Here is a 22165-nt window from a genome sequence, read left to right on the forward strand (position 1 = left end):
CAGGCTATGATTATATTTTATTCAATTCGAAATAACGAAGCACAGCTCTCGTTTAAAGGGAAAAATTCACCTTTGCATACCAAACGCAGATAATTCTTGATAGCAACCCGCCTCCTTTCAGGTAGGAGGGTGGGCCGATGGAACTCTAGGCGCTGTTCCGCCGTAGAATGGTGGGAATGTCCATCTTCCAGGGCAGGACGCGGACGATCTCGATCGGCCGGCGCTCACTCAGACTCGCCCCGCGATGTCTTGGCCGATGCCCTCCTGGCGGCCAGTCGGGCGTGGCTGCGCCGCCGAGCCTCGTCACCGGGGATGCCCTCGCCGCGGTCGAGCTGGGCGAGCCCTTCGGCAATGGCCCCATTCAATCGGGTCAGTTCGCGCTGACGCACGTCGTCGTAACTGAAGAACAAGCGCAGAGCCTCGCGGATGAGCTCGCTGTTCGAAGTGTAGAGACCGGTTGCGACCCGCTCGTCGATCTTACGCTCGATCTCAGGCGTTAAAGATACATTCATGACCACCTCCTAATAACAGGATGTAGCAATCTTCGTTATCGGCGCAAGGCTCTCGGTCATCCATTCGGGAGCCTCACCACGCCAGAAGCTGCGTTTCGTATGTAAAGGCGGAAAAATTCCACCGCTGACAATGGAAGCGTCCATATCGCTCCCGCTCCGCCATTGCGCTACTGTTTCGCCCGCAAGGCAGACCACGGGATAGAGAATGCGCACGATCTACAGCGACGATCATCGCCTCCAGCACGGCAAGACGGAACTGAACCATGGCGTCATGATGCCGGTGGTGGAGAAGCCGTCGCGGGCGGACACCATTCTGGCCCGGATAAGGGAGGTCGGGCTGGGCGAGGTGCTGTCGCCGGAGGATTTCGGGGCCGATCCCGTCGGTCGCGTCCATTCGCCGGCCTTCGTGGATTTCCTGCGCACGGCATGGGACGAATGGTCCGCCCTGCACGGGGATGTCGACGCCTTCCCGATCAACTGGGTGGTGCGCGGCCTGCGCCAGGCCCTGCCGGACCATATCGACGGCAAGGTCGGCTTCTATGCGGGCGACGCCGGCACCCCGATCACCGCCGGAACCTGGAAGGCGATCACGGCTTCCGCCAACGTGGCGCTGACCGGGGCAAGGTTGGTGAAGGAGGGGGAGCGCGCGGTCTTTTCCCTCTGTCGGCCGCCGGGACATCATGCCTCGACCGATGTCTATAACGGCTATTGCTTCTTCAACAACGCCGCCATCGCCGCGCAATATCTCCTGGATCAGGGGGCGGGGAAGGTCGCCATCCTGGATATCGACTATCACCACGGCAACGGCACGCAGGAGATCTTCTATCGGCGGAAGGACGTGCTGTTCGTCTCCATCCACGCCGATCCGAAGGTGGAATACCCCTACTTCCTGGGCTATGCCGACGAGGTGGGCGAGGGCGAAGGGGAAGGCTTCAACATGAACCTTCCTCTGCCCTTCGGGACGAAGCGGGAAGCCTATGATGCCGCCCTTGCCAAGGCGGTCGGGGCCATCGAGGCCTATGGGCCGGACGCCCTCATCCTCTCCTTCGGCGCGGACACGTTCGAATCCGATCCGATCTCCCAGTTCAAGCTGAAGAGCGAGGATTTCACAGGCATCGGCGAAACGCTCGGCCGGATGGGCGTGCCCACGGTGATCGTGATGGAAGGCGGCTACGACGTCGGCGCGCTGGGCGTCAACGTTGCCAATCTCCTGTCCGGCTTCGAAACCGGGATGCCCTGATCCTCAGAAGACCGAGCGGCCGTCGGACGTCAGCAGCGGCGCGTAGGCTTCCGGCCGCCGGTCCCTGAAGACGCCCCAGGAGGCGCGGGTCGCCCTGATCTCGTCCAGGTCGAAGCTGGCGGTCAGCACCGCCTCCCTATCCTCGCTCGCCTGGGCGACCAGTTCGCCCTTGGGCCCGGCGATGAAGGAGGAGCCGTAGAAGGTGATCGCGCAAGCATCGCCCTGTTCCGTCCCGATACGGTTGGAGGCGACCAGCGGCATCAGGTTCGCGCCGGCATGGCCCTGCATGACGCGCGTCCAGTGGTCCCGGCTGTTGAGCGACGGGTCCTGCGGCTCCGACCCGATCGCCGTCGGGTACATCAGGATCTCCGCCCCCTGCAACGCCATGGCCCGCGCGCTCTCCGGGAACCACTGGTCCCAGCAGATGGCGCAGCCGACCCTGGCGTATTGCGTCTCGAAGACACGGAAACCAGTGTCCCCAGGATTGAAGTAGTACTTCTCCTGATAGCCGGGCCCGTCGGGGATATGCGTCTTGCGGTAGACGCCCAGCATCAGCCCGTCGGCGTCGATCATGGCGACGGAGTTGTAGTAGGCGTTGTTGGCGCGCTCGAAGAAGCTGACCGGCAGCACGACCTTCAGTTCGGCCGCCAGCTTCTTCATCCGGTCGATGATCCAATGGTCCTGGACCGGCGCGGCCAGCTTGAACAGCTCCTGCTTCTGGTCCTTGCAGAAATAGGGCGTCTCGAACAGCTCCTGGATCAGGATGATCTGCGCGCCCTTCGCCGCGGCCTCGCGCACCAGCGCTTCGGCCTTGTCGACATTGGCTTCGCGATCCCAACTGCAGGCCATCTGGGTGGCGGCGACGGTGACGGTGCTCATGGGTTCGCTTTCGATGGGGTTGGCGACACTCCTTCACCACAGCATGCGGGGTATCGTCAACCGCGCCAAGGATCACGCGGCCTCGCCGGTATCCGCCCTGTTCCAGGGCACCCAGACCGACAGGCCGTCACCCTCCCAGCGCCGGCAGTCGACATGATAGACACCGCGCAATATCTCCGGCGTCAGCACTTCCGGCGGAGCGCCGGAGGCGACCGCGCGCCCTTCATGGATCAGCGTCAGCCGATCGCAGAAGCGCGCGGCCAGCAGCAAATCGTGCAGGACGACGACCGTGCTCATCCCCCCAGCCGCGCGCCGGCGCAGCAGTTCCATAACCTGGATCTGATGGTAGGGGTCGAGGCCCGCCACCGGCTCGTCGGCCAGCAGCAGCGCCGGTTCGGTCGCCAGCACCCGGGCCAGCAGCGCCCGCGCGCGCTCCCCGCCTGAGAGCGAGTTGACGGCGCGGTCGGCCAGATCGATCAGGTCGCAGGCCTCCAGCGCGCGGACGACCGCGCCATGGTCCTCTGGTCCCATCGCCTGCCACGGTCCCAGATGAGGCATCCGGCCCAGCGCCGCCGTCCGCGCGACCGTCAGCGGCCAGTGCAGCGATTCCGCCTGCGCCAGATAGGCGACCAGCGCGGCGCGTCGGCGGCGGCTCAGCCGGTGGAGCGGCCCGCCATCGTACCGGATCTCCCCGTCGCAGGGCTGAAGGCCGGCAATCGCCCGCAGCAGCGTCGATTTTCCGGCTCCGTTCGGGCCGATCAGCCCGACCACCTCCCCCCTTCCGATGGCGAGGTCCACATCGTGGAGCACGGGTCGGCCGCCAAGGCGGACGGACAGGTTGCGGCAGTCCAGCGGCATCAGAGCAGCCCCCGCCGCGTCCTCACGACCAGCGCGAGGAAGAAGGGCGCGCCCAGAAGCGCGGTGACAACGCCCAGCTTCAGCTCCTGTCCCGTGCCCAGCAGCCGCACGCCGATATCGGCCGCCAGCGTCATCACCGCCCCGCCCAGCGCGCTCAGCGCCAGCAGGCGTCCGGGCTGCGCGCCGACCAGCGGGCGCAGCAGGTGCGGCACGACAAGCCCGACGAAGCCGATCGCCCCGCTGACGGCGACCGCCGCGCCGACGGCGAGAGCCGATCCGACGACGATCGCCGCCCGCACCAGCGCCATGTTGAAGCCCAGACTGCGGGCCGTATCCTCGCCCAGCGCCAGCGCGTCCAGCGCGCGAATCGTGCTGAACAGCAGCGCCCATCCCGCCAGCATGAAGGGCGCGGCCAGCGCGACATGGGTCATGCTGCGGTCGGCCAGCGACCCCAGCAGCCAGAACACGATCTCCGCCACCGCGAACGGATTGGGCGACAGGCTGAGGGCAAGCGAGGTCAGCGCTGCCGCGAAGCTGTTCAGCGCCACCCCGGCCAGGACCAGCGTCAGCACGCCACCGTCCCGGCCGGCGATGGCGTAAAGCAGCAGGACGGCGATCAGCGCACCCGCGATCCCTCCCAGCGGCAGGGCCAGCGGCGCGGCGGCGGCGAGGCCGGTATAGAACATCACGACCGCGCCCAGGCTGGCGCTGCCGGAAACGCCGATCACGCCGGGTTCCGCCAGCGGGTTCCGCAGCAGCCCCTGGAGGGCCGCGCCCGCCAGCCCCAGCGTCCCCCCGACCAGAACGCCCAGCAGCGCGCGGGGCAACCGCAGTTCCATCAGGATGATTGCGGCGGTGGACGACCCGTCGGCGAAGAGGTCGCCGATGGCGGTGCGGATGGAGATCGGGGCCGGCCCCACGACTATGGAGGCCGCGAACAGCAGGATCGTCAGCAGGCCGAAGATCGCCAGCAGCCGCCGGTAGCGTGTGTCTTCGCGGACGAAGGCGGCGTGTGGGCTCATGGTCGCGTCGATCATGACGCGCCCGCCGCCTCAAGGGCCCGGCGCGCCTCGACCAGCGCGAGGACCGCCCGCACCGTATAGGGGCCGCCGCAGGCCATTGAGCCGGAAGGAATTTCCACCACCGGCATGTCCTTCATGAATTCCCGAAGGGCCGGATGATCCAGAAGCGCCGTCGCCAGGGACGGGGCGTCCACGTCGCCGGCGGCGCTGTCGCGCTCGGCGATGACCAAATCCGGCGCTTGATAGAGCAGCGTTTCCAGCGGCATGTAGCCATAGCCGACCATCCCGATCTCCGCCGCCACATTGCGGAATCCGGCCGCCGACAACACGGCGTCAGTGAGCGTGCCGGCCCCGGCGGTGAAGCCGTCGGCCTGAAAGATCACTGCCCGGGGGCGCTCTTCCGGCGGCGGCAGGGTCGCCTCCGCCGCCGCCAGGTCGGCTCTCATCGCCGCGTTCTCGGCCGCGCCGCTCGCGGGCTTCCCCAGAGCCTCGGCCACTGCCGTCACCTGGGTGCGGATGTCGGCGAAATTCTCCGTCAGCCCCAGCTTCAGGACCGGCGTCCCGTAGGCCTCCAGAAGCCTGACGGCCCCGCGCGCGCCGTACGTCCCGGCCAGCACCAGGTCGGGCTCCATCTCCAGCACTTCCTCCGCACCGCCATGATTGATCGGCACGCCCTCCACCCGGTCCGCCACATAGGACAATTCCCGATCGCGGGCGAGGAAGGAGACGGAAACGACCTGCTGCGGATCGCCCAGGATCACCAGAAGCTGATCGGCGCAGAGATTGACCGACACCACGCGCTCCGGCCCGTCGGCGTAAGCTGCCGGGGAGAGAAGGCAGAGCGCCAGGATCGCGCGGCCGATCATCGGACTTCGCTCCATGGCCCCGAGGCCGGCCGCTTCATCGGCAGGGAAAGCCCGGCCGCCATGAACAGGACCAGTCCGCTCGCGGCCGCAATCCGCTGGTTGACCCGGCCGGCCTCGTCCCGGAACCGCCGCGCCAGCGCGTTCTCCGGCACGATGCCCAGCCCGACCTCGTTGGCGACCAGGACGACCGGCGCCCGCGCCCGGCCCAGCGCCAGGATCAGGCCCTCCAGCGCCGTCTCCACATCGCGGCCGGCCAGCATCAGGTTGGTGACCCACAGCGTCAGGCAATCGATCAGTATGCCGTCGGCATCGGCCGCGTCGATCGCCCCGGCGACCTCCAGCGGCGCTTCCACAGTCCGCCAGCGCGGGTCGCGGTCGGCCCGGTGGCGGGCGATCCGGTCGCCCATCTCCTCGTCCAGGGGCTCGGCGGTGGCGATCAGGAGCGGGCTCGCGCAGCGGCCGGCGACGAGGGCCTCCGCCCGGCGGCTCTTGCCCGATCGGGCGCCGCCCAGGATGAAGGCTATGTCGTCGCCGGCCATCGGGTCAGTACCGCGCCCGGATGCCGACCAGCGCCGTGAAGCCCGGTGCGGCATAACCGTTGGGGGTTTCGTAGTCGCGGTCCAGCAGGTTCTCGATCCGCCCGAACAGCGTGTAGGTCTCGTCGATATCATAGGTCGTGGCGAGATTGACCAGCGTGTAACCCTCGCCATAGCCCAGATCGCCGAAGCCCGACCCGTCGGGGTAGAGATATTCGATCGCTTCGGACGCGTAGACGATCTCAGGCGAAATCGTCCAGTCTTCCAGCGGCGTCACCGTCGCAGAGGCCGCGATCTTGTGCTTGGGCGACCGGCCCAGCGGGCGGTCGTTCATCACGTCGCGGGAATTGGTCCAGGTCCAGCTCAGCCGGGCCGCGATCCAGTCAGCCGGCTGGACGCCGACGAAGCTCTCGATCCCCTCGATCTCCGCCTCGTTGATGTTCTCCGATACAAAGGTTTCGGGGTTGAAGGAGATCAGGTCGTCGATCCGGGTCTGGAAATAGGTGACGCCGAAGCTTAGCCCTTCGGGCCGGCCGGCCAGCGCGACATCCTGCTCGAACCCGATCTCCCACGACCGGGAGGTTTCCTCCTGCAGGTCCGGATTGCCGAACGGGCCGAACCGGTCGATCAGCGACGGGGCGAGATAGGCCGTGCCGATTGCCCCCTTCAGCCGCGTGTCCCACGGCCCCACCGTCCAGACCGCCGCGGCGCGCCAGGTCGCCTGGGCGGAGAAGTTCTCCCGGTCCGATAGCCGGCCGGAGAGGGTGAGATCGAGGCTGTCCAAGAAGGTCGCCTGGCCCTGGACGAAATACCCGACCTCGTCCTCCTCTTCCTCGACATCGCCGAAATTCGACACGTCGATCGATTCGCGCGCCAGGTCCACGCCGGCAACGAACCGCACATCCTCCGCCGCGCCGAAATCGCCGGCTTCCAGCGTGTTCTGGAAGCTCGCGTAGGTCCGTCGGGAGTTGAAGGTGTCATTCGTGTCAAACGGGTCGCCGGCGTCGGGATGATCGATGTCCTGCCGGTCGTGCCGGGACTGCCCCACATCCAGGCGGGAGGTCAATCTTCCGTCGAAAGACAACAGTTCGCCGCCGGCGCGCCAGACGATCTGGTCCGCCTTGTTGACCTGGTCGGGATCATCCGACCCGCCATTGTCGATGTCGCTTTCCGCCCGGCGCACGCGCAGCAACCCGTCCACCCGCACCCGGTCGCTGACATCGTAACCGGCCGCGCCGGTGAAGGTGTAGTTGTCGAACCCATCCTCCTCCCCGAAATTCGGCTCCCGGCGGTCAGGCGTGATGTTGAAACCGTCGGTGCGGAAGCCCTGGAGCGAGAGGTTGTAGTTGAACGCGCCGACCTGGCCTTCGGACCCGGCGATCCCCCGAAGCGTGTTCTGCGTCCCCGCCGCGATCGATCCGTAGACCGCCGGATCTTCTCCCAGCCCGTCGCGGGTGATGATGTTGATGACGCCGCCGGCCGAATTGTTGCCGTAGAGCGCCGCGCCCGGCCCGCGCACCACCTCGATCCGCTCCACGTCGCCCAGCAGGTCGACGCCGAAATCGAACTTGTCGCCGGCGCTGGAATCATTGACCGGTATGCCGTCGATCAGGACGCGCGTGTTGTTGGACGGCGCGCCGCGGATCTGCAGATTGTTCAGCCCGCCGATGCCGCCGGTGGGGGTGAGCGAGATGCCGGGAACGGTCATCAGCGCATCGGCCAGCGTCTGGTAGTTGTTCCGTTCGATCTCCTCCCGGTCGATAACCGTGACGGAGGCGGGGACGCGCTCCACCGGCTGTTCGATCCGGGTCGCCGTCACCGTCATCTCGGGCAGCGTCTCGACGTTGGTCTCGTCCTCCTGGGCCTGTGCGCCGAAAGGCAGCAGGCATAGGGTGGCGAGCAGAAGGGGTCTTGTTTTCGGTGGCACCGTCTTGGTCTCCGTGAGCGTCATGGCGAAACGGGCCGTCTGCTCGCGAAAAGCGGTGATTCCGGTTGGATGAAATGGTCCCGTCATCTTGCCTCTCCCCCACACGCCGACAGCCCTTGCTGGTTGTCGTCGCCGCATGACGGAAAGACCGTTCCACCGACACACCCCGGCCGGTGGGCGCGGGACGCGCCCGTGATGGCAGGTCTCCTGGCTTGCGGGTCATCGCGTTCGGTCCTGCCTTCCCGGTTTCCCAGTGGCGTATTCCGGACCGGCGCTCGCCGCTTACAGTTGCGGGGGCAGCCTCGGTTTCGGCCGGCTTCCCGAAGAGGAAGTTCGGCCAAGTCCCGTGTTCCCTTTTGATCCCCGGTTAGGGGGAACCATCACTGGGCGGAACTCTAAGCATCCGCCGTTCCCGGACGCAAGAAGATTGGCCGCAATCCGGCGGGGCGATAGCCTGCCGGACATGACGGAACCCAGAATTGCTATCGTCGGCAGCGCCGGCACGGGAAAGACGACGCTGGCCGAGGCGGCCGCCGCGCGGCTGAAGCTGCCACTGATCGCCGATGCGATGCGCCGCCGCTTGACAGAAGGGCTGGACCTCCACGCCATGAGCCGCGCCGACCATCGTGGGTTGCTGGAACGCCAGGCGGCGGGCTGGGCGGCCGAAGCGTCGCGGCCGGGCGGCTTCGTCTCCGACGGTTCGGCGCTCGACTTCGCTGCCTTCTGGCTCGCCAACGGCTATGCTGTGGATGATTCTGGCGGGTTCGAGCGGCTGCTCGACGCCGCGCGGACCGCGATCGCCCGGCTGGACCATGTCTTCCTGCTGCCCTGGGGCGCGATCCCGCTGGTCGGGGACGGCGTCCGCTACGCCAACCCCTGGCACCAGCTTCACGCCCAATCGGTGATCGAGGGGCTGCTGGACCGGTTCGCGCCAGCCGGCCGCCTTCACCGCATCGCCGCGACGGACGCGTCGGAACGTCTCGATGTCATCAGCCGGCTGTGCGGGGTTGCGCCCGGCTCTTCGCCGTCGGCGCGGCGTCGCCGGCCCATGGATTCCGGATCAAGTCCGGAATGACCAACAAAAACAATGTCATGCTGGACTTGATCCAGCATCCATACGGTGCCGACGGATGCCGGAACGACAATGAGAATCGCCCTATCGCGGCAGATCGGCCAGCAGAATCTCCGCTTCCTCGTCGGCGGCGATGGTCAACCGGTTGGTGTCGGCGATCCGCGCGCCGTCGCGTGTTTCCAGCTTCGTCCCGTTCACCGTCACCGAACCCCGCGCGACGACCAGATAGCCCAGCCGGCCGGCCCCAAGTGCCTGCTCTATCGCCGCGCCTTTGGCGAGCGTGCCGCCGAAGACCGTGGCGTCCTGGTGGATCATCAGCGCCCCTTCGGCCAGATCGGCTTCGCGGCCGGAGGCGAGCGGCGTCAGCCCACCGGCGTCGCGGTCCTTCGGGAACCGCCGCTGTTCCCAGCGCGGCGCGACGCGGGCGGCGTTGGGCATGATCCAGATCTGGAACAGCGTCGTGTCTTCCGATTCATGATTGAATTCGGAATGGGCGATGCCGGTCCCGGCGCTCATCACCTGGACGTCCCCGGCTTCCGTGCGGCCATGATTGCCCAACTGGTCCTCATGGGTGATCGCGCCCGACCGGACATAGGTGATGATCTCCATATCCCGGTGCGGATGCATCGGGAAGCCGGAATTCGGCGCGATCCTGTCGTCGTTCCAGACGCGCAGCGGGCCGACGCCCATGCGGTCCGGATCGTGATAGTTCGCGAAGGAGAAATGATGCCGCGCGTCCAGCCAGCCATGGTCGGCGTGGCCGAGGCTCGCGAAGGGGATGATTTCGATCATCGTCCTGGTCCTAAAGCCGGTCGCGGCCATGGGGGCCGGCATAGTCGATCGCCGGACCCTTGGGCACGATGCCGGTCGGGTTGATGGTCTTGTGGCTTCCGTAATAGTGCCGCTTGATGTGCGTCAGGTTCACCGTCCCCGCCACGCCCGGAACCTGGTAAAGCTCACGGGTGAAGCCCCACAGGTTCGGGTAGTCGGCAAGGCGCTGCCGGTTGCACTTGAAATGGCCGAAATAGACCGGGTCGAACCTGACCAGCGTGGTGAACAGCCGCCAGTCCGCCTCGGTCAGCCTGTCGCCGGCCAGGTAGCGCTGGCGGGAGAGGCGGGCCTCCAACTCGTCCAGCGCGCCGAACAGGGCATCGAAGGCTTCCTCGTAAGGGCCCTGCTCCGTGGCGAATCCCGCCTTGTAGACGCCGTTGTTCACCCGGTCGTAGACGAAGGCGTTGACCTCGTCGATCTCCTCCCTCAGCGCCTCGGGATAGAAATCCAGGTCGGAATCGCCCCAGGCGTCGAACGCGCGGTTCAGCATCCTGATGATGTCGGCCGATTCATTGCTGACGATGGCGTTTTGCCGCTTGTCCCACAGCACGGGGACGGTGACGCGGCCGGTATAGTCCGGTCGCGCCGTCGTATAGACCTCATGCAGGTAGCGCTTGCCCAGAAGTTCGTCCGCGCCCTCCCCGAAGGTCCAGCCATGCTCCAGCATCAGCGGATCGACGACCGAAACGCCGATCAGCCCGTCCAGCTTCTTCAGCTTGCGGAAGATCAGCGTCCGATGCGCCCACGGGCAGGCGAGGCTGACATAGAGGTGGTAGCGGTCGGGCTCCGCCTTGAAGCCGCCTTCGCCGGTCGGCCCCGCCTCGCCGTCGGCCGTCACCCAGTTCCGGAAGGCGCTGTCCTGGCGCTTGAATCGGCCGCCGGTCGATTTGGTGTCGTACCATTGGTCGCGCCAGACGCCGTCGATCAGGAGGCCCATCGGTCCGTTCCTTTCCGTTCTCGCGGGAGGGGAGGAGACTGTCCGCCCCTCCGTTTCGACGTCTTACGAAGCCAGCTTCGCCGCGATCCCCGCCACATGCCGGCCCTGGAAGCGCGCGCCGTCCAACTCGTTCTCGCTCGGCTGGCGCGATCCGTCGCTGGCCGCGATGGTGGAGGCGCCGTAGGGCGACCCGCCGGTGATCTCGTCCAGCCGCATCTGGCCCGCGAAGCTGTAAGGCAGGCCGACGATCACCATGCCCTGGTGCAGCAGCACGATATGGGTCGACAGAATGGTGCTTTCCTGGCCGCCATGCTGGGTGGCGGTGGAGGTGAAGACGCTGCCGACCTTGCCGACCAGCTTGCCCTGCGCCCACAGCCCGCCGGTCTGGTCCAGGAAGTTCTTCATCTGCGCGGCCATGTTGCCGAACCGGGTCGGCACGCCGAAGATGATGGCGTCATAGTCCGGAAGTTCGTCCACCGTGGCGATCGGCGCTTCCTGGTCAAGCTTGAAATGGGATTTCCGGGCGACCTCCTCGGGCACCAGTTCCGGCACCCGCTTGATCGTCACCTCCGCGCCGGCCTCCCGCGCGCCTTCGGCCGCGGCGTTCGCCATCGTCTCGATATGACCGTAGCTGCTGTAGTAGAGCACGAGGATCTTGGCCATTCCCGTCATTCCCTTCATCGGTGGTTGGAAGCCGCCCGGATGCTTTCCGGCGGAAGAAGTCCATCGGATATGTATTCCGGCGGCGGGATGGCGTAACCCGGCCCACCGGAACAACATCGTTTCCTCTAGAGAACCATTCAGACGCGCGCCGGTTCTGGCGGCGGTCGAATTTCACGCAGAGAGGCGGGGCCATTATGGGATTTCAAGTGCGGCGCGCCGTCGAATCAGACCTTCCCCGGCTTCCCGGCATCGAACGCAGCGCCGCTCGGGCGTTCCGGAAGCTGGGGATGGACAGGATCGCCGACGAACCGCCCTCGCCGGTCAGCTTCCACCGCGATGTGCTGGAGACGGGCATCCTATGGGTCGCCGAAAAGCCGGCGGCCCTTCTGGTCGGCTTCCTGGCCATGATCCGGATCGATGGCGAGGCGCATGTGAAGGAAGTCTCCGTGGCCCAGGATCATGCCCGGCAGGGCGTCGGTCGCAGCCTTATGGCGGCCGCGATCGAATGGGCGAGGGGGCAAGGCTTCCCCTCCGTCACGCTAACGACCTTCCGGACCGTGGCGATGAATGGCCCGTTCTACCGGTCGCTCGGCTTTCGCGAGATTCCGGCCGATCAGATGGGGCCTGAACTGGCCGCGATCCGGCGGAATGAGGAAGAACGGGGTCTGGATGAATGGCCGCGCGTGGCGATGCGCCTGCGGTTGTGCTGAAGAGGCCTACGGCAGCGCGCCTCTGCCTTCCATCAGGCGGTCGATCTCGATCCGCGCGTCGTTGAGGCTGTCGAACCGTGCGCCGTCGATGGCGCTGAGCGAACGTTCGGGGGAATAGAAGACGAACTTATCCAGGACACTGACCGCTTGACCGACGGCGCGTCCCTTCCAGTGAAGCGGATAGGCCTTCCAGGACATCCGGATTCCTTCTGCTGTTGACGATAGGTCGTCGCGAAGGCGCACGGCGATGCCGGCGGCGGCAGACCGCGAGGCTGCTGGTTTTTTGCGAAGCGACGATGAGAGGCTCAACCTAAAGGAAAGTCGGGCCGCATACAACCGGCCGCCCGGATGCTTGCGTGGTTCAGGCCCGTCGCCTAGAACGGGCGCGTTTCTCCCAATCCAGAGTTCCGCCCGCCATGACCTCGCTCGCCGGCCAGTTGACCGACATCGTCTCCGAAGCCTTCGCCGGGGCGGGGCTGCCGCGCGAACTGGGCTTCGTCACGGTCTCCAACCGTCCGGATCTGGGACAGTTCCAGTGCAACGGGGCGCTGCCGGCGGCCAAGGCGGCGAAGGCGAACCCCCGCGCGCTGGCGGAGCAGGTAGCCGCGATCCTCAAGAAGAATCCCGATTTCGCGGACGTGTCTCTGGCGGGGCCGGGTTTCCTCAACCTGACCCTGACGGATGAGGCGCTGGCCCGATACGCCAACCACCTCGCCGGCGACGATCGGCTGGGCGTGCCGGACAAGGCGTCGCCGCGGACCGTCGTCCTGGATTATGGCGGGCCGAATATCGCCAAGCCGATGCATGTCGGGCATCTGCGCGCCTCGATCATCGGCGACAGCCTGCGGCGGCTGTTCGCCTTCGCCGGCGACCGCACGATCAGCGACGTTCATATGGGCGATTGGGGCCTGCCCATGGGAATGCTCATCGCGGAGATCGCCCGCCGCCAGCCGGACCTGCCCTATTTCCAGGAAGGCGCGACGGGCCCGTTCCCGGTGGATAGCCCCGTCTCCATGGACGATCTGGAGATGCTCTATCCCGCCGCCGCCGCCGCGTGCCGGGAGGATCCGGCACGGCTGGAGGAAGCCCGCGCGGCGACGGCGGAACTGCAGCGGGGACGGCAGGGATACCTGGCGCTGTGGCGGCATTTCATCGACGTATCGGTCGACGGCATGCGCCGGGATTTCGAGGCGCTGGGCGTCCGGTTCGACCTTTGGAAGGGCGAAGCCGCCGTCCACGATTTGATCGCGCCGATGATCGATCGGCTGAAGGAATCCGGGCTGGCGGAGGAAAGCGAAGGCGCGCTGATCGTCCGCGTCGGGCGGGAGGGCGACAAGTCGGAGATGCCGCCGCTCATCCTGCTGAAGTCCGATGGCGGGGTGATGTACGGCACGACCGACATGGCGACCATCGTCGACCGTGTGGCCGAGATCGATCCCGATCTCATGCTCTACGTCGTGGACCAGCGGCAGCATTTGCATTTTGAGCAGGTGTTCCGCGCCGCCCGGCTGGCCGGGCTGACCGGCCGGTCGGACTGCGAACATATCGGCTTCGGCACCATGAACGGCCCCGACGGCAAGCCTTTCAAGACCCGCGCCGGCGGCGTCATGAAGCTCCAGGACCTCCTCTCCATGGCGACCGAACAGGCGCTGGCCCGGCTGTCGGAGGCGGGGCTGGCTTCGGACTATCCGGAGGATGAGCAGCAGCGCGTGGCCCGCCAGATCGGCATCGGGGCGATCAAGTTCGCGGACCTCTCCAACCACCGGATCTCCAACTACGTTTTCGACCTTGACCGGTTCACGGCCTTCGAGGGCAAGACCGGCCCCTACCTGCAATATGCAGCGGTGCGCGTGAAGTCGCTGCTGCGCAAGGCGTCGGCGCAGGGCGCGGAGGAGGGGGGCATCCTGCCGCCGACGGCGGTCGAGCGCGATCTGGTGCTGGCGCTGGCGCAGTTCCCCGACGCCGTGGCGGCCGCGGTCGCCAAGCGCGCGCCGAACGAGATCGCGGATTTCGCCTTTACCCTCGCCCAGGCGTTCAGCCGCTTCTACGCGGCCTGTCATATCCTCAGCGAAACCGATGAGGCGCTGCGGGGAGCGCGGCTCGCCCTCGCCGCGCTGACGCTGCGCCAGCTCGAACGGTCGCTGGATCTTCTGGGCATCGAGGTGCCGGAGCGGATGTGAGCCGGAGGAGAGTGCGGCCCTTCCGAGGCTATCCACCGAAACGGTGCATAACTCTGTGGATGAGCAGTGAGGGATGTTGACTCACCTGAACCGGAAGCCGGTGCCCAATTATTGGGCACGAAAGCCCAAGTCTTTGAAATTATTCGTGTCAAGCCGTAACGCCGGATTAACAAAGGAAATTTCTTCTTGACTCGAACCAGTCCGGTGGCGGTTGGACCCATTGTGAATAAGGTTAACGGTTTCCCGGCCTGAAGAATGGCTCGGGGCCGGCTTCTCCGCCGTCCCGGAACGATGGGTCGTTCCTCTCGAATGTCCCTTGGAATGTCCGAAGTTGTTCGCCGTTAACCAATTTTCGATGGACAAGAACGGAGAATTAGAAAACAATCAATAAAATATGAGATAAATTATCCGGAGGTGACGATGTCCTACGATCCTCATTCCAGCCTGACCGACGGCACACCCTTCGCGGCCCCCTGGCACCGGATAGAAACGTCCCAGTCATCCTCCGCGCCGCGCGCCTCGGTGATCCAGGCCTTCGAGGATCGATGGACCGCCGCCGGCCGGCCCGCGCAAGCGGGCATTTACGCCACCCTCTGGAATTCCTCCAGGCCCGACCACGCCCTCTATGTCAGCCCCCAGGCCGGCACGCTTCTGGAGGAAGTCCTCACCCACCACGAAGCCTCCCCTTGCGCCCCTCCGGACGAACGCGCCGTCATCCTGGTCATCGGCGGTGCGGATGACATGGCGGAGGCTTGAGGCTGTTCAGGGTCGGTCGGCTTCATCGCCCTTTGAGCGAGAGAACCAGCGTCATCGGGTAGTTCGGCGAGGCGGCAAACCCGTACCGCTCGTAGAAAGCCTTCGCTGCATCGGAAATCGCATGAACGAGAATGCCGCGGATGCCCATGATGGTCGCGGCCTGCGAGGTGCGAAGCACGGCGTCCTGCAGCAGGGCCGCGCCTAGCCCCTTGCCCTGCCAGTGGCGATCGACGGCCAGCCTGCCGAGAATGGCCATCGGGATGGGATCGGGCATATTGCGACGGACGGAGCCGGGGGCTTGGGCGAGATCGAGCGCGCCGGAGGCCAGACAATAATAGCCGACGACGCGCAGTTCTTCGGCCACGACGTAGGTGCGGGACGCGCCGGTCACCTGATTGGCTCGCGCTCTCCGCCGCAGCCAGTCATCAAGCACATCGTTCCCGCTTTCAAAGAGATTTAGATCGTGCTCATCGCTCAGGAGCGTCGGCGCTGACAGCATCAGGACTGCCAGGGTTTGGGCGCCCCCATCAGCCGCTCGAACCCTTCGCCGCCAGGCGGCTTGTCAAGGATGGCGAGATAGCGCCGGTAGCTCTCCGCATCGACCTTCACCAAAGTCTGGTCGAGCAGCGTGTCTTCTGCCGCGCGGTAAGCCGCGTCGATCATGAAATCCGAACGGGTTTTCCCTCGGATCCTCGCCGCCCGATCGATAACCGCCCGCACATCCTCACGGATGCGCAAATTGACCGGCTTCGCGAGGGTTTCGGAGGCGGATTTGATGGTCATGGTCGGCGATCCCTTTCGCGGCCACCATACTACGGCGCATACACAATGTGTATCTGTTTTCTCTAAATGGCGGGGCCTAAGGCTGTAATCCAGACCTTCCCGTGGATAGCTAAAAGCTCTTCGGAAGCCCTGCCTGCTTCAGGCATCCGTTGGCCGTGTGTCGTATAACGATGTTGGTCGGCACGGTGAAATGCAGGTCGGTCAGCGGACTGTACCAAAGTTCATGACTGCCCTTGGCTGGCCGAACATAGTGGCAACCCGCTTCTTTCAGGAGCCGCTTCAGCTCCCGATCAAACGTCCCGCCCATCAGCCGTTGAAGCTGATGATTTCAAGACGGTCCGCCATGACATGGATAGGAACCTTATGACCCGGCCGGTCCTGCTGATTACGTGAATTTACAGCCAGAAGATCGGGAACAAGGTCGCGGATGTTGGCGACAAGCTGTTCGAAAGTCGCGGCTTCGGTCACCAGCCCTGGAACATCGCTCTCATCGACATACCAGCCGCACGCCTCGCCGTCCCACTTGGCGATCACCTTGTATTCGGTAGCGGACATCGTTCTGTTCCGGATTCGGCGGCGGATGGGTTCGCCATCCTGGACGCTTCTCGACGATACACGAGATTACGAGTATGCGGCCGCAATCATTTGGTGCCGGTTGCAGGATTCGAACCCGCGACCCCCTGATTACAAATCAGGTGCTCTACCAGCTGAGCTAAACCGGCGTTGGCGCGGAACCTACACGGGCCGGGGCGAGGCAGGCAAGAATCATGGCGCACCTTTCCCGGCGATGCGGTGGCGATTTCATCGAAGATTCACGGGTCTCCGATCGGCGCTTGGATGATACCCTGTCCGGCAACGAACGAACGGATGCGAGGCTCACGATGATCAAGACGCTTCTCCCCCTCCGCCGGCGCGATTTCCTGTTGGGGACGGCGGCCGCCGGCGCCGCCTCCGGGCTGATCGTCTCACCGTTCCGCCATCTGGCGTACGCCGCCGGCATGGCTCATCTGCGGCTGCTGGAGACGACGGACATCCATGTCCACGTCCATCCCTATGACTATTATCGCGACCGGCCGGACAATACGGTCGGCCTCGCCAAGACCGCGGCGCTGATCGCGCAGGCGCGGGCGGAGGCGCCCAATGCCCTGCTGTTCGACAATGGCGACTTCCTCCAGGGCAACCCGATGGGTGATTTGATGGCCTATGAGCGCGGGCTTCATGAAGGCGAGGTCCATCCGGTGGTCGCCGCCATGAACGTGCTCAAGGTCGACGCTGCGACGCTGGGCAACCATGAGTTCAATTACGGGCTGGACTTCCTGATGAAGTCGCTGGCCGGCGGCGACTTCCCGTTCGTGCTGGCGAATGTCCACAACGGCGCGCCGGCGGCGAACGCGCGCGACGACGACACGCTTGTCCGCCCCTATGTCATCCTGGATCGGGAGATCGTGGACGGGGAGGGCGTCTCCCATCCGATCCGCATCGGAATCATCGGCTTCGTGCCGCCGCAGATCCTCAATTGGGACCGGGCGCACCTGCACGGCAAGGTCGGCGCGCGCGACATCGTCGCCACGGCGGAGGCCTATATCCCGCAGATGCGGGAGGAGGGGGCGGACATCATCGTCGCGCTTTCCCATTCCGGCATCAGCGCGGAACAGCAGGCCGAGGGGATGGAGAACGCCAGCCTCTACCTGGCCGGTGTGCCCGGCATCGATGCCATCTTCACCGGGCACCAGCACCTCCTCTTCCCCGGCCCCGACTATGCCGACCTGCCGGAGGTCGATATCGCGAACGGCACGTTGCGCGGCGTGCCCGCCACGATGCCGGGCTTCTGGGGCAGCCATCTGGGCGTGATCGACCTGATGCTGGCCCGTGACGGAAATGGCTGGCGGGTCATGGAGTTCAAGACAGAGAGCCGGCCGATCTACGAACGGGTGGATCGCGAGGTGACCCCGCTGGTCGAGCCGGTGGCGGCGGTGCTGGCGGCGACGCAGAGCTATCACGACGAGACGCTGGAATATGTCCGCCGGCCGGTGGGCGAGACATCGGCTCCGATCAACAGCTATTTCGCGCTGGTCGCCGACGATCCGTCGGTCCAGATCGTCAGCCAGGCGCAGACCTGGTACATCGCCGACCTGCTGGCCACCAGGGAGTACGCCGACCTGCCCGTGCTCTCGGCCGCCGCGCCGTTCAAGGCCGGCGGCCGCGGCGGGGCGGACTATTATACCGACGTGCCGGCGGGCGACATCGCGATCAAGAACGTCGCCGACCTCTACCTCTATCCCAACACCGCGCGGGCCGTGCTGATCACCGGCGCGGGCGTGAAGGAATGGCTGGAGATGTCGGCCGGCATGTTCAACCAGGTCGCCGCGACCGATGCCGAACAGCCGCTGCTGAACCCGGACTTCCCGTCCTACAATTTCGACGTCATCGACGGCGTGACCTACAGGATCGACCTGTCCCGGCCGGCGCGCTACGATTCCGACGGCAATCTGGTCGCGCCGAACGCGTCACGGATCGTCGACCTGATGTTCGACGGCCGGCCGATCGATCCGGAGGCGCGGTTCGTCGTCGCCACCAACAACTACCGCGCCGGCGGCGGCGGGCATTTTCCCGGCCTCGACGGGTCCAACATCATCGTCCAGGCGCCGGACACCAACCGCGACGTGATCGTGCGCTACATCATCCAGCAGGGGACGATCAACCCGTCCGCCGACGGCAACTGGTCGTTCGCGCCGGTGCCGGGGGCGACCAACGTCACCTTCGAAAGTTCGCCGCAGGGGGAGAAGTATCTGGATTCCATCGCGGCGGATGTCGAACTGGTCGGCCCGGCGGAAGACGGGTTCGCCAAATACCGGCTGAACCTGGCCTGAGGACCAGACGCCTGAACGCGAAACGGGCGGCTCCGCGCCGCCCGTTCCCGAGGTCCTGATAAGAAGTCGCGGATCAACCGATCCCGAGGAAACTCAGGATAGCCACGATGACCACGATGACTCCGATGATGTAGAAGATGCTATGCACGGGCGTCGTCTCCTGGGTCGTGGGGCCGACGAGAATGCGACTGTCGTCGGTTCAGGTTCCTTTAAACGGACGAACGCCGGATTTGTTGCCTTTAACCCCCCGGTCGGGGCCGCCGCGCCGTCTCATAGAGCGCGACCGCCGCGGCGTTGGAGACGTTCAGGCTGCCGACGGGCCCGGAGGTCGGCAGGCGGACCAGCGCGTCGCAGGTCTCCCGCGTCAGCCGGCGCAGTCCCGGCCCTTCCGCCCCCAGCACCAGCGCGACCTTGCCGGTCGGCGCCAGTTCCGAAAGCGTCCGCTCGCCTTCCTCCGCCAGCCCGACGCACCAGAAGCCCCATTCCTGGAGGTCGCGCAGCGCGCGGGCCAGATTCATCACCCGGATCACCGGCACATACTCGGCCGCTCCCGAGGCCGTCTTCGCCAGCGTGCCCGTCATCTCCGGCGCGTTGCGTTCGGTCGTGACCACGGCGTCGGCCCCGAAGGCGGCGGCCGACCGCAGGATCGCGCCGACATTATGCGGGTCGGTCACCTGGTCCAGCACGACCACGACGGAGGATCGCCGATCCTCGGTCAGCCGGCCCAGATCGTACAAATCGGTCTCCGCCAGAGGCGCAGCCAGAAGCACCACGCCCTGATGGACCGCGCCGTCCGGCAGCAGGGCGTCCAGCGCGTCCCGCGCCACGATCTCGGGCGCGGGCCGGGTAAGGCCGGCGCGACCGGCTGCCTCCAGCGCTGCTTCCATCGCCTCCCTTCCGCCTTCGGTGACGAACAGCCTCTCGCACCGGCGGTCGGGATTGGTCCAGGCCTCCCGCACGGCATGGACGCCGAACAGGATGCGCTCCGGCGACGCGCCTGCGATCGGCGGGCGGCGGTCATGGCCTCTGGAGGATGAACGGGCGGGCTTGCCCCGGCGGGGCGGGCGGCGGGATGCTGACATGGCCGCGATCCTGCCGGGACACGCGCGATTTCGCCAGCTTGATTATCACGGGCATGCGCATAGATTTGTAATTCAATTGCATTATCCGCAGCCTGATAGGGGAGAGACGGACGATGGCGACGAACGCGCTGGTGCAAACGCGAATCGATCCCGTGATAAAGAAGCGGGCGGCGGCGGTGCTGGAGGATATGGGCCTCACCGTCTCGGACGCCGTTCGTATACTCCTGACCCGCATCGCGAAAGAAGGCGCGCTGCCGTTCGCGCTGATGGACGATGGCAAGGCCCACGACGAATGGTTCCGCGCCAAAATCCGCGAGGCTCTGGAGGATCAAAATCCTCCCGTTTCCCATGAGGAGGTGGAGGCCCGGTTCGCCGGCCGGCGCGCGGCGGCGCGTCGCGGGCTCGCCGATGGTGATGCGTGAGGCTCGAATGGTCGATCCCCGCCCTGAGGGATCGCGAGGAGATATTCGATCATATCGAAGCGGAGGACCCCAGGGCGGCCATAGCGGTCGATGAAGCCATTTCCGGGCAGATCGGGAGACTTCGCCATTTTCCCGAAAGCGGCCGCCTCGGCCGTATCGAAGGTACGCGGGAGATGGTCGTCGCCGGAACGCCCTATGTTGTCGGTTACTGCATCACAGGTGAAGTGGTCCGCATTCTTCGCGTCCTTCACGGCGCCCGGCGATGGCCGGAGGATGGGCTGTGAACCAGACACATGCCGAACGCATTCACCGCCGCCCGTCCGCGCCGGTATCGCATTGTCGAAATAGTCGGCGGAATCGGTTGACAGGGGCGTTCAAATTCTCTTACTTCCGCTCGCCGTTCAGCCGGCCAAGGGGAGAGATTCCCGGGTCGCCGGTCCCTTGGAGGGGTGGCCGAGTGGTTAAAGGCAGCAGACTGTAAATCTGCCCGCATAGCGTACGCTGGTTCGAATCCAGCCCCCTCCACCACCGATCTACCGGCCCGGCCGAACGGACCTGAGCCCGAGGTGCAGCGGGCGGGTGTAGCTCAATGGTAGAGCAGCAGCCTTCCAAGCTGAATACGGGGGTTCGATTCCCCTCACCCGCTCCATCCCTTCCCGACCGTTCGGGGAAGGGACCCTGGGGCACCCGGTTGGTCTGGTTCAGCCTCTTCCATGGGGCGCTCGCATAGGAAGTGACGAGATGGCGAAGGCGAAGTTTGAGCGTACGAAGCCGCACGCGAACATTGGAACGATTGGTCACGTTGACCATGGCAAGACGACGTTGACGGCTGCGATCACGAAGGTGCTGGCTGAGAGCGGCGGGGCGACGTTCACGGCGTACGACGCGATCGACAAGGCTCCCGAGGAGAAGGCGCGCGGCATCACGATCTCGACGTCGCATGTGGAGTACGAGACGGCGAACCGTCACTACGCGCATGTCGACTGCCCGGGCCATGCCGACTATGTGAAGAACATGATCACCGGGGCGGCGCAGATGGACGGCGCGATCCTGGTGGTGTCGGCGGCCGACGGCCCGATGCCGCAGACCCGTGAGCACATCCTGCTGGCGCGCCAGGTCGGCGTTCCGGCGCTGGTGGTGTTCATGAACAAGGTCGACCAGGTCGACGATCCTGAGCTTCTGGAGCTGGTCGAGCTTGAGGTTCGCGAGCTGCTGTCGAGCTACGAGTTCCCGGGCGACGACATTCCGATCATCAAGGGTTCGGCGCTGGCGGCGCTGGAGGACAAGACCCCGGAGATCGGCCGCGACGCGATCCTGGAGCTGATGGCGAAGGTGGATGAGTACATCCCGACGCCGGATCGTCCGAAGGATTTGCCGTTCCTGATGCCGATCGAGGACGTGTTCTCGATCTCGGGCCGGGGCACGGTGGTGACCGGCCGGGTCGAGCGGGGCATCGTGAAGGTCGGCGAGGAGATCGAGATCGTCGGCATCAAGGATACGGTGAAGACGACCTGCACGGGCGTCGAGATGTTCCGCAAGCTGCTCGACCAAGGCGAGGCGGGCGACAATATCGGGGCGCTGCTGCGCGGCACCAAGCGCGAGGATGTGGAGCGCGGCCAGGTGCTGGCGAAGCCGGGCTCGATCACGCCGCACACCAAGTTCAAGGCCGAGGCGTACATCCTGACCAAGGAGGAGGGCGGCCGCCACACGCCGTTCTTCACCAACTACCGCCCGCAGTTCTATTTCCGGACGACCGACGTGACCGGCGTGGTGACGCTTCCGGAAGGCACCGAGATGGTGATGCCGGGCGACAACGTGTCGATGGAAGTGACGCTGATCGCGCCGATCGCCATGGATGAGGGCCTGCGCTTCGCCATCCGCGAAGGCGGCCGCACCGTCGGCGCCGGCGTCGTCGCCGGCATCATCGAGTAAGGCTGTCCCCGCGACGCGGGGATGCGAAGGGCGCCGGAACGAAAGCTCCGGCGCCCTTCCTCTTTATTGGTCATTCCGGACTTGATC

The 22165-nt window shown here is 65.9% G+C and carries 25 protein-coding genes, 3 tRNA genes and 1 riboswitch; of the genes, 11 read left to right on the forward strand and 17 right to left on the reverse strand.

Annotated features, from left to right (window positions below):
* Nucleotides 1-224: 224 nt before the first annotated feature.
* The gene (locus tag AAFN89_RS17390; protein ID WP_347540482.1) at nt 225-512 is read right to left on the reverse strand and encodes a type II toxin-antitoxin system ParD family antitoxin; all 288 of its coding nucleotides are present in this window, start codon (nt 510-512) and stop codon (nt 225-227) included.
* Between the two features lie 205 nt (nt 513-717).
* Here AAFN89_RS17390 and AAFN89_RS17395 point away from each other — a divergent pair, with 205 nt between their 5' ends.
* Complete coding sequence (locus AAFN89_RS17395; protein ID WP_347540483.1) at nt 718-1752, forward strand: histone deacetylase family protein; 1035 nt, start codon at nt 718-720, stop codon at nt 1750-1752.
* 3 nt (nt 1753-1755) lie between these two features.
* On the opposite strand, the gene aguB is transcribed toward AAFN89_RS17395, so the two are convergent.
* The 6 genes from aguB to AAFN89_RS17425 all read right to left on the reverse strand — a co-directional run bounded on the left by aguB (nt 1756) and on the right by AAFN89_RS17425 (nt 7927).
* Nucleotides 1756-2631 carry an N-carbamoylputrescine amidase gene (gene aguB / locus AAFN89_RS17400; RefSeq protein ID WP_347540484.1) on the reverse strand — a complete coding sequence of 292 codons (876 nt, stop codon included), beginning with the start codon at nt 2629-2631 and terminating at the stop codon, nt 1756-1758.
* Between the two features lie 72 nt (nt 2632-2703).
* Entirely contained in the window at nt 2704-3489 is a 786-nt protein-coding gene (locus tag AAFN89_RS17405; RefSeq protein ID WP_347540485.1) for an ABC transporter ATP-binding protein, read from the reverse strand.
* Complete coding sequence (locus AAFN89_RS17410; protein ID WP_347540486.1) at nt 3489-4526, reverse strand: iron ABC transporter permease; 1038 nt, start codon at nt 4524-4526, stop codon at nt 3489-3491. Before AAFN89_RS17410 ends, AAFN89_RS17405 begins: the two co-directional genes overlap by 1 nt.
* Nucleotides 4523-5377 (reverse strand): ABC transporter substrate-binding protein, encoded by an 855-nt coding sequence (locus tag AAFN89_RS17415; protein WP_347540487.1) that lies wholly within the window; start codon nt 5375-5377, stop codon nt 4523-4525. Before AAFN89_RS17415 ends, AAFN89_RS17410 begins: the two co-directional genes overlap by 4 nt.
* The gene (gene cobU, locus AAFN89_RS17420) at nt 5374-5916 is read right to left on the reverse strand and encodes a bifunctional adenosylcobinamide kinase/adenosylcobinamide-phosphate guanylyltransferase (protein ID WP_347540488.1); all 543 of its coding nucleotides are present in this window, start codon (nt 5914-5916) and stop codon (nt 5374-5376) included. Before cobU ends, AAFN89_RS17415 begins: the two co-directional genes overlap by 4 nt.
* A gap of 4 nt (nt 5917-5920) precedes the next feature.
* Nucleotides 5921-7927 carry a TonB-dependent receptor gene (locus AAFN89_RS17425; protein ID WP_347540489.1) on the reverse strand — a complete coding sequence of 669 codons (2007 nt, stop codon included), beginning with the start codon at nt 7925-7927 and terminating at the stop codon, nt 5921-5923.
* 92 nt (nt 7928-8019) lie between these two features.
* A riboswitch (cobalamin riboswitch) is annotated at nt 8020-8237 on the reverse strand.
* Nucleotides 8238-8303: 66 nt separating this feature from the next.
* On the opposite strand from AAFN89_RS17425, the gene AAFN89_RS17430 reads away from it, so the two are divergent.
* Nucleotides 8304-8915: an AAA family ATPase gene (locus tag AAFN89_RS17430; protein ID WP_347540490.1), complete on the forward strand. Its 612-nt coding sequence runs from the start codon at nt 8304-8306 to the stop codon at nt 8913-8915.
* Nucleotides 8916-8996: 81 nt separating this feature from the next.
* On the opposite strand, the gene AAFN89_RS17435 is transcribed toward AAFN89_RS17430, so the two are convergent.
* The 3 genes from AAFN89_RS17435 to wrbA all read right to left on the reverse strand — a co-directional run bounded on the left by AAFN89_RS17435 (nt 8997) and on the right by wrbA (nt 11343).
* Nucleotides 8997-9704 carry a pirin family protein gene (locus AAFN89_RS17435; protein ID WP_347540491.1) on the reverse strand — a complete coding sequence of 236 codons (708 nt, stop codon included), beginning with the start codon at nt 9702-9704 and terminating at the stop codon, nt 8997-8999.
* 10 nt (nt 9705-9714) lie between these two features.
* A complete protein-coding gene (locus AAFN89_RS17440) occupies nt 9715-10680 on the reverse strand; it encodes a glutathione S-transferase family protein (protein WP_347540492.1) in 966 nt (321 codons plus the stop codon).
* A gap of 63 nt (nt 10681-10743) precedes the next feature.
* The gene (gene wrbA / locus AAFN89_RS17445) at nt 10744-11343 is read right to left on the reverse strand and encodes an NAD(P)H:quinone oxidoreductase (protein ID WP_347540493.1); all 600 of its coding nucleotides are present in this window, start codon (nt 11341-11343) and stop codon (nt 10744-10746) included.
* A gap of 194 nt (nt 11344-11537) precedes the next feature.
* Here wrbA and AAFN89_RS17450 point away from each other — a divergent pair, with 194 nt between their 5' ends.
* Nucleotides 11538-12053: a GNAT family N-acetyltransferase gene (locus AAFN89_RS17450; RefSeq protein WP_347540494.1), complete on the forward strand. Its 516-nt coding sequence runs from the start codon at nt 11538-11540 to the stop codon at nt 12051-12053.
* Nucleotides 12054-12059: 6 nt separating this feature from the next.
* Here the strand turns inward: AAFN89_RS17450 and AAFN89_RS17455 are convergent, their stop codons facing one another.
* Nucleotides 12060-12251, reverse strand: coding sequence for a hypothetical protein (locus tag AAFN89_RS17455; RefSeq protein ID WP_347540495.1), 192 nt, complete (start codon nt 12249-12251; stop codon nt 12060-12062).
* A gap of 218 nt (nt 12252-12469) precedes the next feature.
* Between AAFN89_RS17455 and argS the strand changes: the two genes are divergently transcribed.
* The gene (argS, locus tag AAFN89_RS17460; protein WP_347540496.1) at nt 12470-14233 is read left to right on the forward strand and encodes an arginine--tRNA ligase; all 1764 of its coding nucleotides are present in this window, start codon (nt 12470-12472) and stop codon (nt 14231-14233) included.
* Between the two features lie 420 nt (nt 14234-14653).
* On the forward strand, nt 14654-14989 hold the full coding sequence (locus AAFN89_RS17465; protein ID WP_347540497.1) for a hypothetical protein: 336 nt from the start codon (nt 14654-14656) through the stop codon (nt 14987-14989).
* A 22-nt stretch (nt 14990-15011) separates the two neighbouring features.
* Here the strand turns inward: AAFN89_RS17465 and AAFN89_RS17470 are convergent, their stop codons facing one another.
* The 5 genes from AAFN89_RS17470 to AAFN89_RS17490 all read right to left on the reverse strand — a co-directional run bounded on the left by AAFN89_RS17470 (nt 15012) and on the right by AAFN89_RS17490 (nt 16494).
* The gene (locus tag AAFN89_RS17470) at nt 15012-15488 is read right to left on the reverse strand and encodes a GNAT family N-acetyltransferase (RefSeq protein ID WP_347540498.1); all 477 of its coding nucleotides are present in this window, start codon (nt 15486-15488) and stop codon (nt 15012-15014) included.
* Nucleotides 15488-15772: a DUF1778 domain-containing protein gene (locus AAFN89_RS17475; RefSeq protein ID WP_347540499.1), complete on the reverse strand. Its 285-nt coding sequence runs from the start codon at nt 15770-15772 to the stop codon at nt 15488-15490. Before AAFN89_RS17475 ends, AAFN89_RS17470 begins: the two co-directional genes overlap by 1 nt.
* A 109-nt stretch (nt 15773-15881) precedes the next feature.
* On the reverse strand, nt 15882-16079 hold the full coding sequence (locus AAFN89_RS17480) for a type II toxin-antitoxin system HicA family toxin (RefSeq protein WP_347540500.1): 198 nt from the start codon (nt 16077-16079) through the stop codon (nt 15882-15884).
* The gene (locus tag AAFN89_RS17485) at nt 16079-16327 is read right to left on the reverse strand and encodes a DUF1902 domain-containing protein (protein WP_347540501.1); all 249 of its coding nucleotides are present in this window, start codon (nt 16325-16327) and stop codon (nt 16079-16081) included. The genes AAFN89_RS17480 and AAFN89_RS17485 overlap by 1 nt, the downstream gene beginning before the upstream one ends.
* A 91-nt stretch (nt 16328-16418) precedes the next feature.
* Nucleotides 16419-16494, reverse strand: a tRNA-Thr gene (locus tag AAFN89_RS17490).
* A 159-nt stretch (nt 16495-16653) separates the two neighbouring features.
* Between AAFN89_RS17490 and AAFN89_RS17495 the strand changes: the two genes are divergently transcribed.
* Nucleotides 16654-18642 (forward strand): bifunctional 2',3'-cyclic-nucleotide 2'-phosphodiesterase/3'-nucleotidase, encoded by a 1989-nt coding sequence (locus AAFN89_RS17495; protein WP_347540502.1) that lies wholly within the window; start codon nt 16654-16656, stop codon nt 18640-18642.
* Between the two features lie 239 nt (nt 18643-18881).
* Here the strand turns inward: AAFN89_RS17495 and rlmB are convergent, their stop codons facing one another.
* Nucleotides 18882-19724 carry a 23S rRNA (guanosine(2251)-2'-O)-methyltransferase RlmB gene (rlmB, locus tag AAFN89_RS17500; RefSeq protein WP_347540503.1) on the reverse strand — a complete coding sequence of 281 codons (843 nt, stop codon included), beginning with the start codon at nt 19722-19724 and terminating at the stop codon, nt 18882-18884.
* Nucleotides 19725-19837: 113 nt separating this feature from the next.
* Here rlmB and AAFN89_RS17505 point away from each other — a divergent pair, with 113 nt between their 5' ends.
* The 5 genes from AAFN89_RS17505 (at nt 19838) to tuf (ending at nt 22078) form a co-directional block, all read left to right on the forward strand.
* The gene (locus AAFN89_RS17505) at nt 19838-20146 is read left to right on the forward strand and encodes a type II toxin-antitoxin system RelB/DinJ family antitoxin (protein WP_347540504.1); all 309 of its coding nucleotides are present in this window, start codon (nt 19838-19840) and stop codon (nt 20144-20146) included.
* Nucleotides 20143-20430 carry a type II toxin-antitoxin system RelE/ParE family toxin gene (locus AAFN89_RS17510; protein WP_347540505.1) on the forward strand — a complete coding sequence of 96 codons (288 nt, stop codon included), beginning with the start codon at nt 20143-20145 and terminating at the stop codon, nt 20428-20430. The genes AAFN89_RS17505 and AAFN89_RS17510 overlap by 4 nt, the downstream gene beginning before the upstream one ends.
* Nucleotides 20431-20589: 159 nt before the next feature.
* Nucleotides 20590-20674 (forward strand) — tRNA-Tyr (locus AAFN89_RS17515).
* Between the two features lie 47 nt (nt 20675-20721).
* Nucleotides 20722-20795, forward strand: a tRNA-Gly gene (locus AAFN89_RS17520).
* 92 nt (nt 20796-20887) lie between these two features.
* Nucleotides 20888-22078, forward strand: a complete 1191-nt coding sequence (gene tuf / locus AAFN89_RS17525) for an elongation factor Tu (protein WP_347540506.1) — start codon at nt 20888-20890, stop codon at nt 22076-22078.
* Nucleotides 22079-22165: the final 87 nt, after the last annotated feature.

This window comes from Inquilinus sp. CAU 1745, assembly GCF_039839375.1.
Classification (GTDB): Bacteria; Pseudomonadota; Alphaproteobacteria; order DSM-16000; family Inquilinaceae; genus JBDOQU01.

Excerpts from the sequence above, each read along its gene's own strand:
- AAFN89_RS17390 (WP_347540482.1), bottom strand. The coding sequence starts at position 512 with ATGAATGTATCTTTAACGCCTGAGATCGAGCGTAAGATCGACGAGCGG.
- AAFN89_RS17395 (WP_347540483.1), top strand. The coding sequence starts at position 718 with ATGCGCACGATCTACAGCGACGATCATCGCCTCCAGCACGGCAAGACG.
- aguB (WP_347540484.1), bottom strand. The coding sequence starts at position 2,631 with ATGAGCACCGTCACCGTCGCCGCCACCCAGATGGCCTGCAGTTGGGAT.
- AAFN89_RS17405 (WP_347540485.1), bottom strand. The coding sequence starts at position 3,489 with ATGCCGCTGGACTGCCGCAACCTGTCCGTCCGCCTTGGCGGCCGACCC.
- AAFN89_RS17410 (WP_347540486.1), bottom strand. The coding sequence starts at position 4,526 with ATGATCGACGCGACCATGAGCCCACACGCCGCCTTCGTCCGCGAAGAC.
- AAFN89_RS17415 (WP_347540487.1), bottom strand. The coding sequence starts at position 5,377 with ATGATCGGCCGCGCGATCCTGGCGCTCTGCCTTCTCTCCCCGGCAGCT.
- cobU (WP_347540488.1), bottom strand. The coding sequence starts at position 5,916 with ATGGCCGGCGACGACATAGCCTTCATCCTGGGCGGCGCCCGATCGGGC.
- AAFN89_RS17425 (WP_347540489.1), bottom strand. The coding sequence starts at position 7,927 with ATGACGGGACCATTTCATCCAACCGGAATCACCGCTTTTCGCGAGCAG.
- AAFN89_RS17430 (WP_347540490.1), top strand. The coding sequence starts at position 8,304 with ATGACGGAACCCAGAATTGCTATCGTCGGCAGCGCCGGCACGGGAAAG.
- AAFN89_RS17435 (WP_347540491.1), bottom strand. The coding sequence starts at position 9,704 with ATGATCGAAATCATCCCCTTCGCGAGCCTCGGCCACGCCGACCATGGC.
- AAFN89_RS17440 (WP_347540492.1), bottom strand. The coding sequence starts at position 10,680 with ATGGGCCTCCTGATCGACGGCGTCTGGCGCGACCAATGGTACGACACC.
- wrbA (WP_347540493.1), bottom strand. The coding sequence starts at position 11,343 with ATGGCCAAGATCCTCGTGCTCTACTACAGCAGCTACGGTCATATCGAG.
- AAFN89_RS17450 (WP_347540494.1), top strand. The coding sequence starts at position 11,538 with ATGGGATTTCAAGTGCGGCGCGCCGTCGAATCAGACCTTCCCCGGCTT.
- AAFN89_RS17455 (WP_347540495.1), bottom strand. The coding sequence starts at position 12,251 with ATGTCCTGGAAGGCCTATCCGCTTCACTGGAAGGGACGCGCCGTCGGT.
- argS (WP_347540496.1), top strand. The coding sequence starts at position 12,470 with ATGACCTCGCTCGCCGGCCAGTTGACCGACATCGTCTCCGAAGCCTTC.
- AAFN89_RS17465 (WP_347540497.1), top strand. The coding sequence starts at position 14,654 with ATGTCCTACGATCCTCATTCCAGCCTGACCGACGGCACACCCTTCGCG.
- AAFN89_RS17470 (WP_347540498.1), bottom strand. The coding sequence starts at position 15,488 with ATGCTGTCAGCGCCGACGCTCCTGAGCGATGAGCACGATCTAAATCTC.
- AAFN89_RS17475 (WP_347540499.1), bottom strand. The coding sequence starts at position 15,772 with ATGACCATCAAATCCGCCTCCGAAACCCTCGCGAAGCCGGTCAATTTG.
- AAFN89_RS17480 (WP_347540500.1), bottom strand. The coding sequence starts at position 16,079 with ATGGGCGGGACGTTTGATCGGGAGCTGAAGCGGCTCCTGAAAGAAGCG.
- AAFN89_RS17485 (WP_347540501.1), bottom strand. The coding sequence starts at position 16,327 with ATGTCCGCTACCGAATACAAGGTGATCGCCAAGTGGGACGGCGAGGCG.
- AAFN89_RS17495 (WP_347540502.1), top strand. The coding sequence starts at position 16,654 with ATGATCAAGACGCTTCTCCCCCTCCGCCGGCGCGATTTCCTGTTGGGG.
- rlmB (WP_347540503.1), bottom strand. The coding sequence starts at position 19,724 with ATGTCAGCATCCCGCCGCCCGCCCCGCCGGGGCAAGCCCGCCCGTTCA.
- AAFN89_RS17505 (WP_347540504.1), top strand. The coding sequence starts at position 19,838 with ATGGCGACGAACGCGCTGGTGCAAACGCGAATCGATCCCGTGATAAAG.
- tuf (WP_347540506.1), top strand. The coding sequence starts at position 20,888 with ATGGCGAAGGCGAAGTTTGAGCGTACGAAGCCGCACGCGAACATTGGA.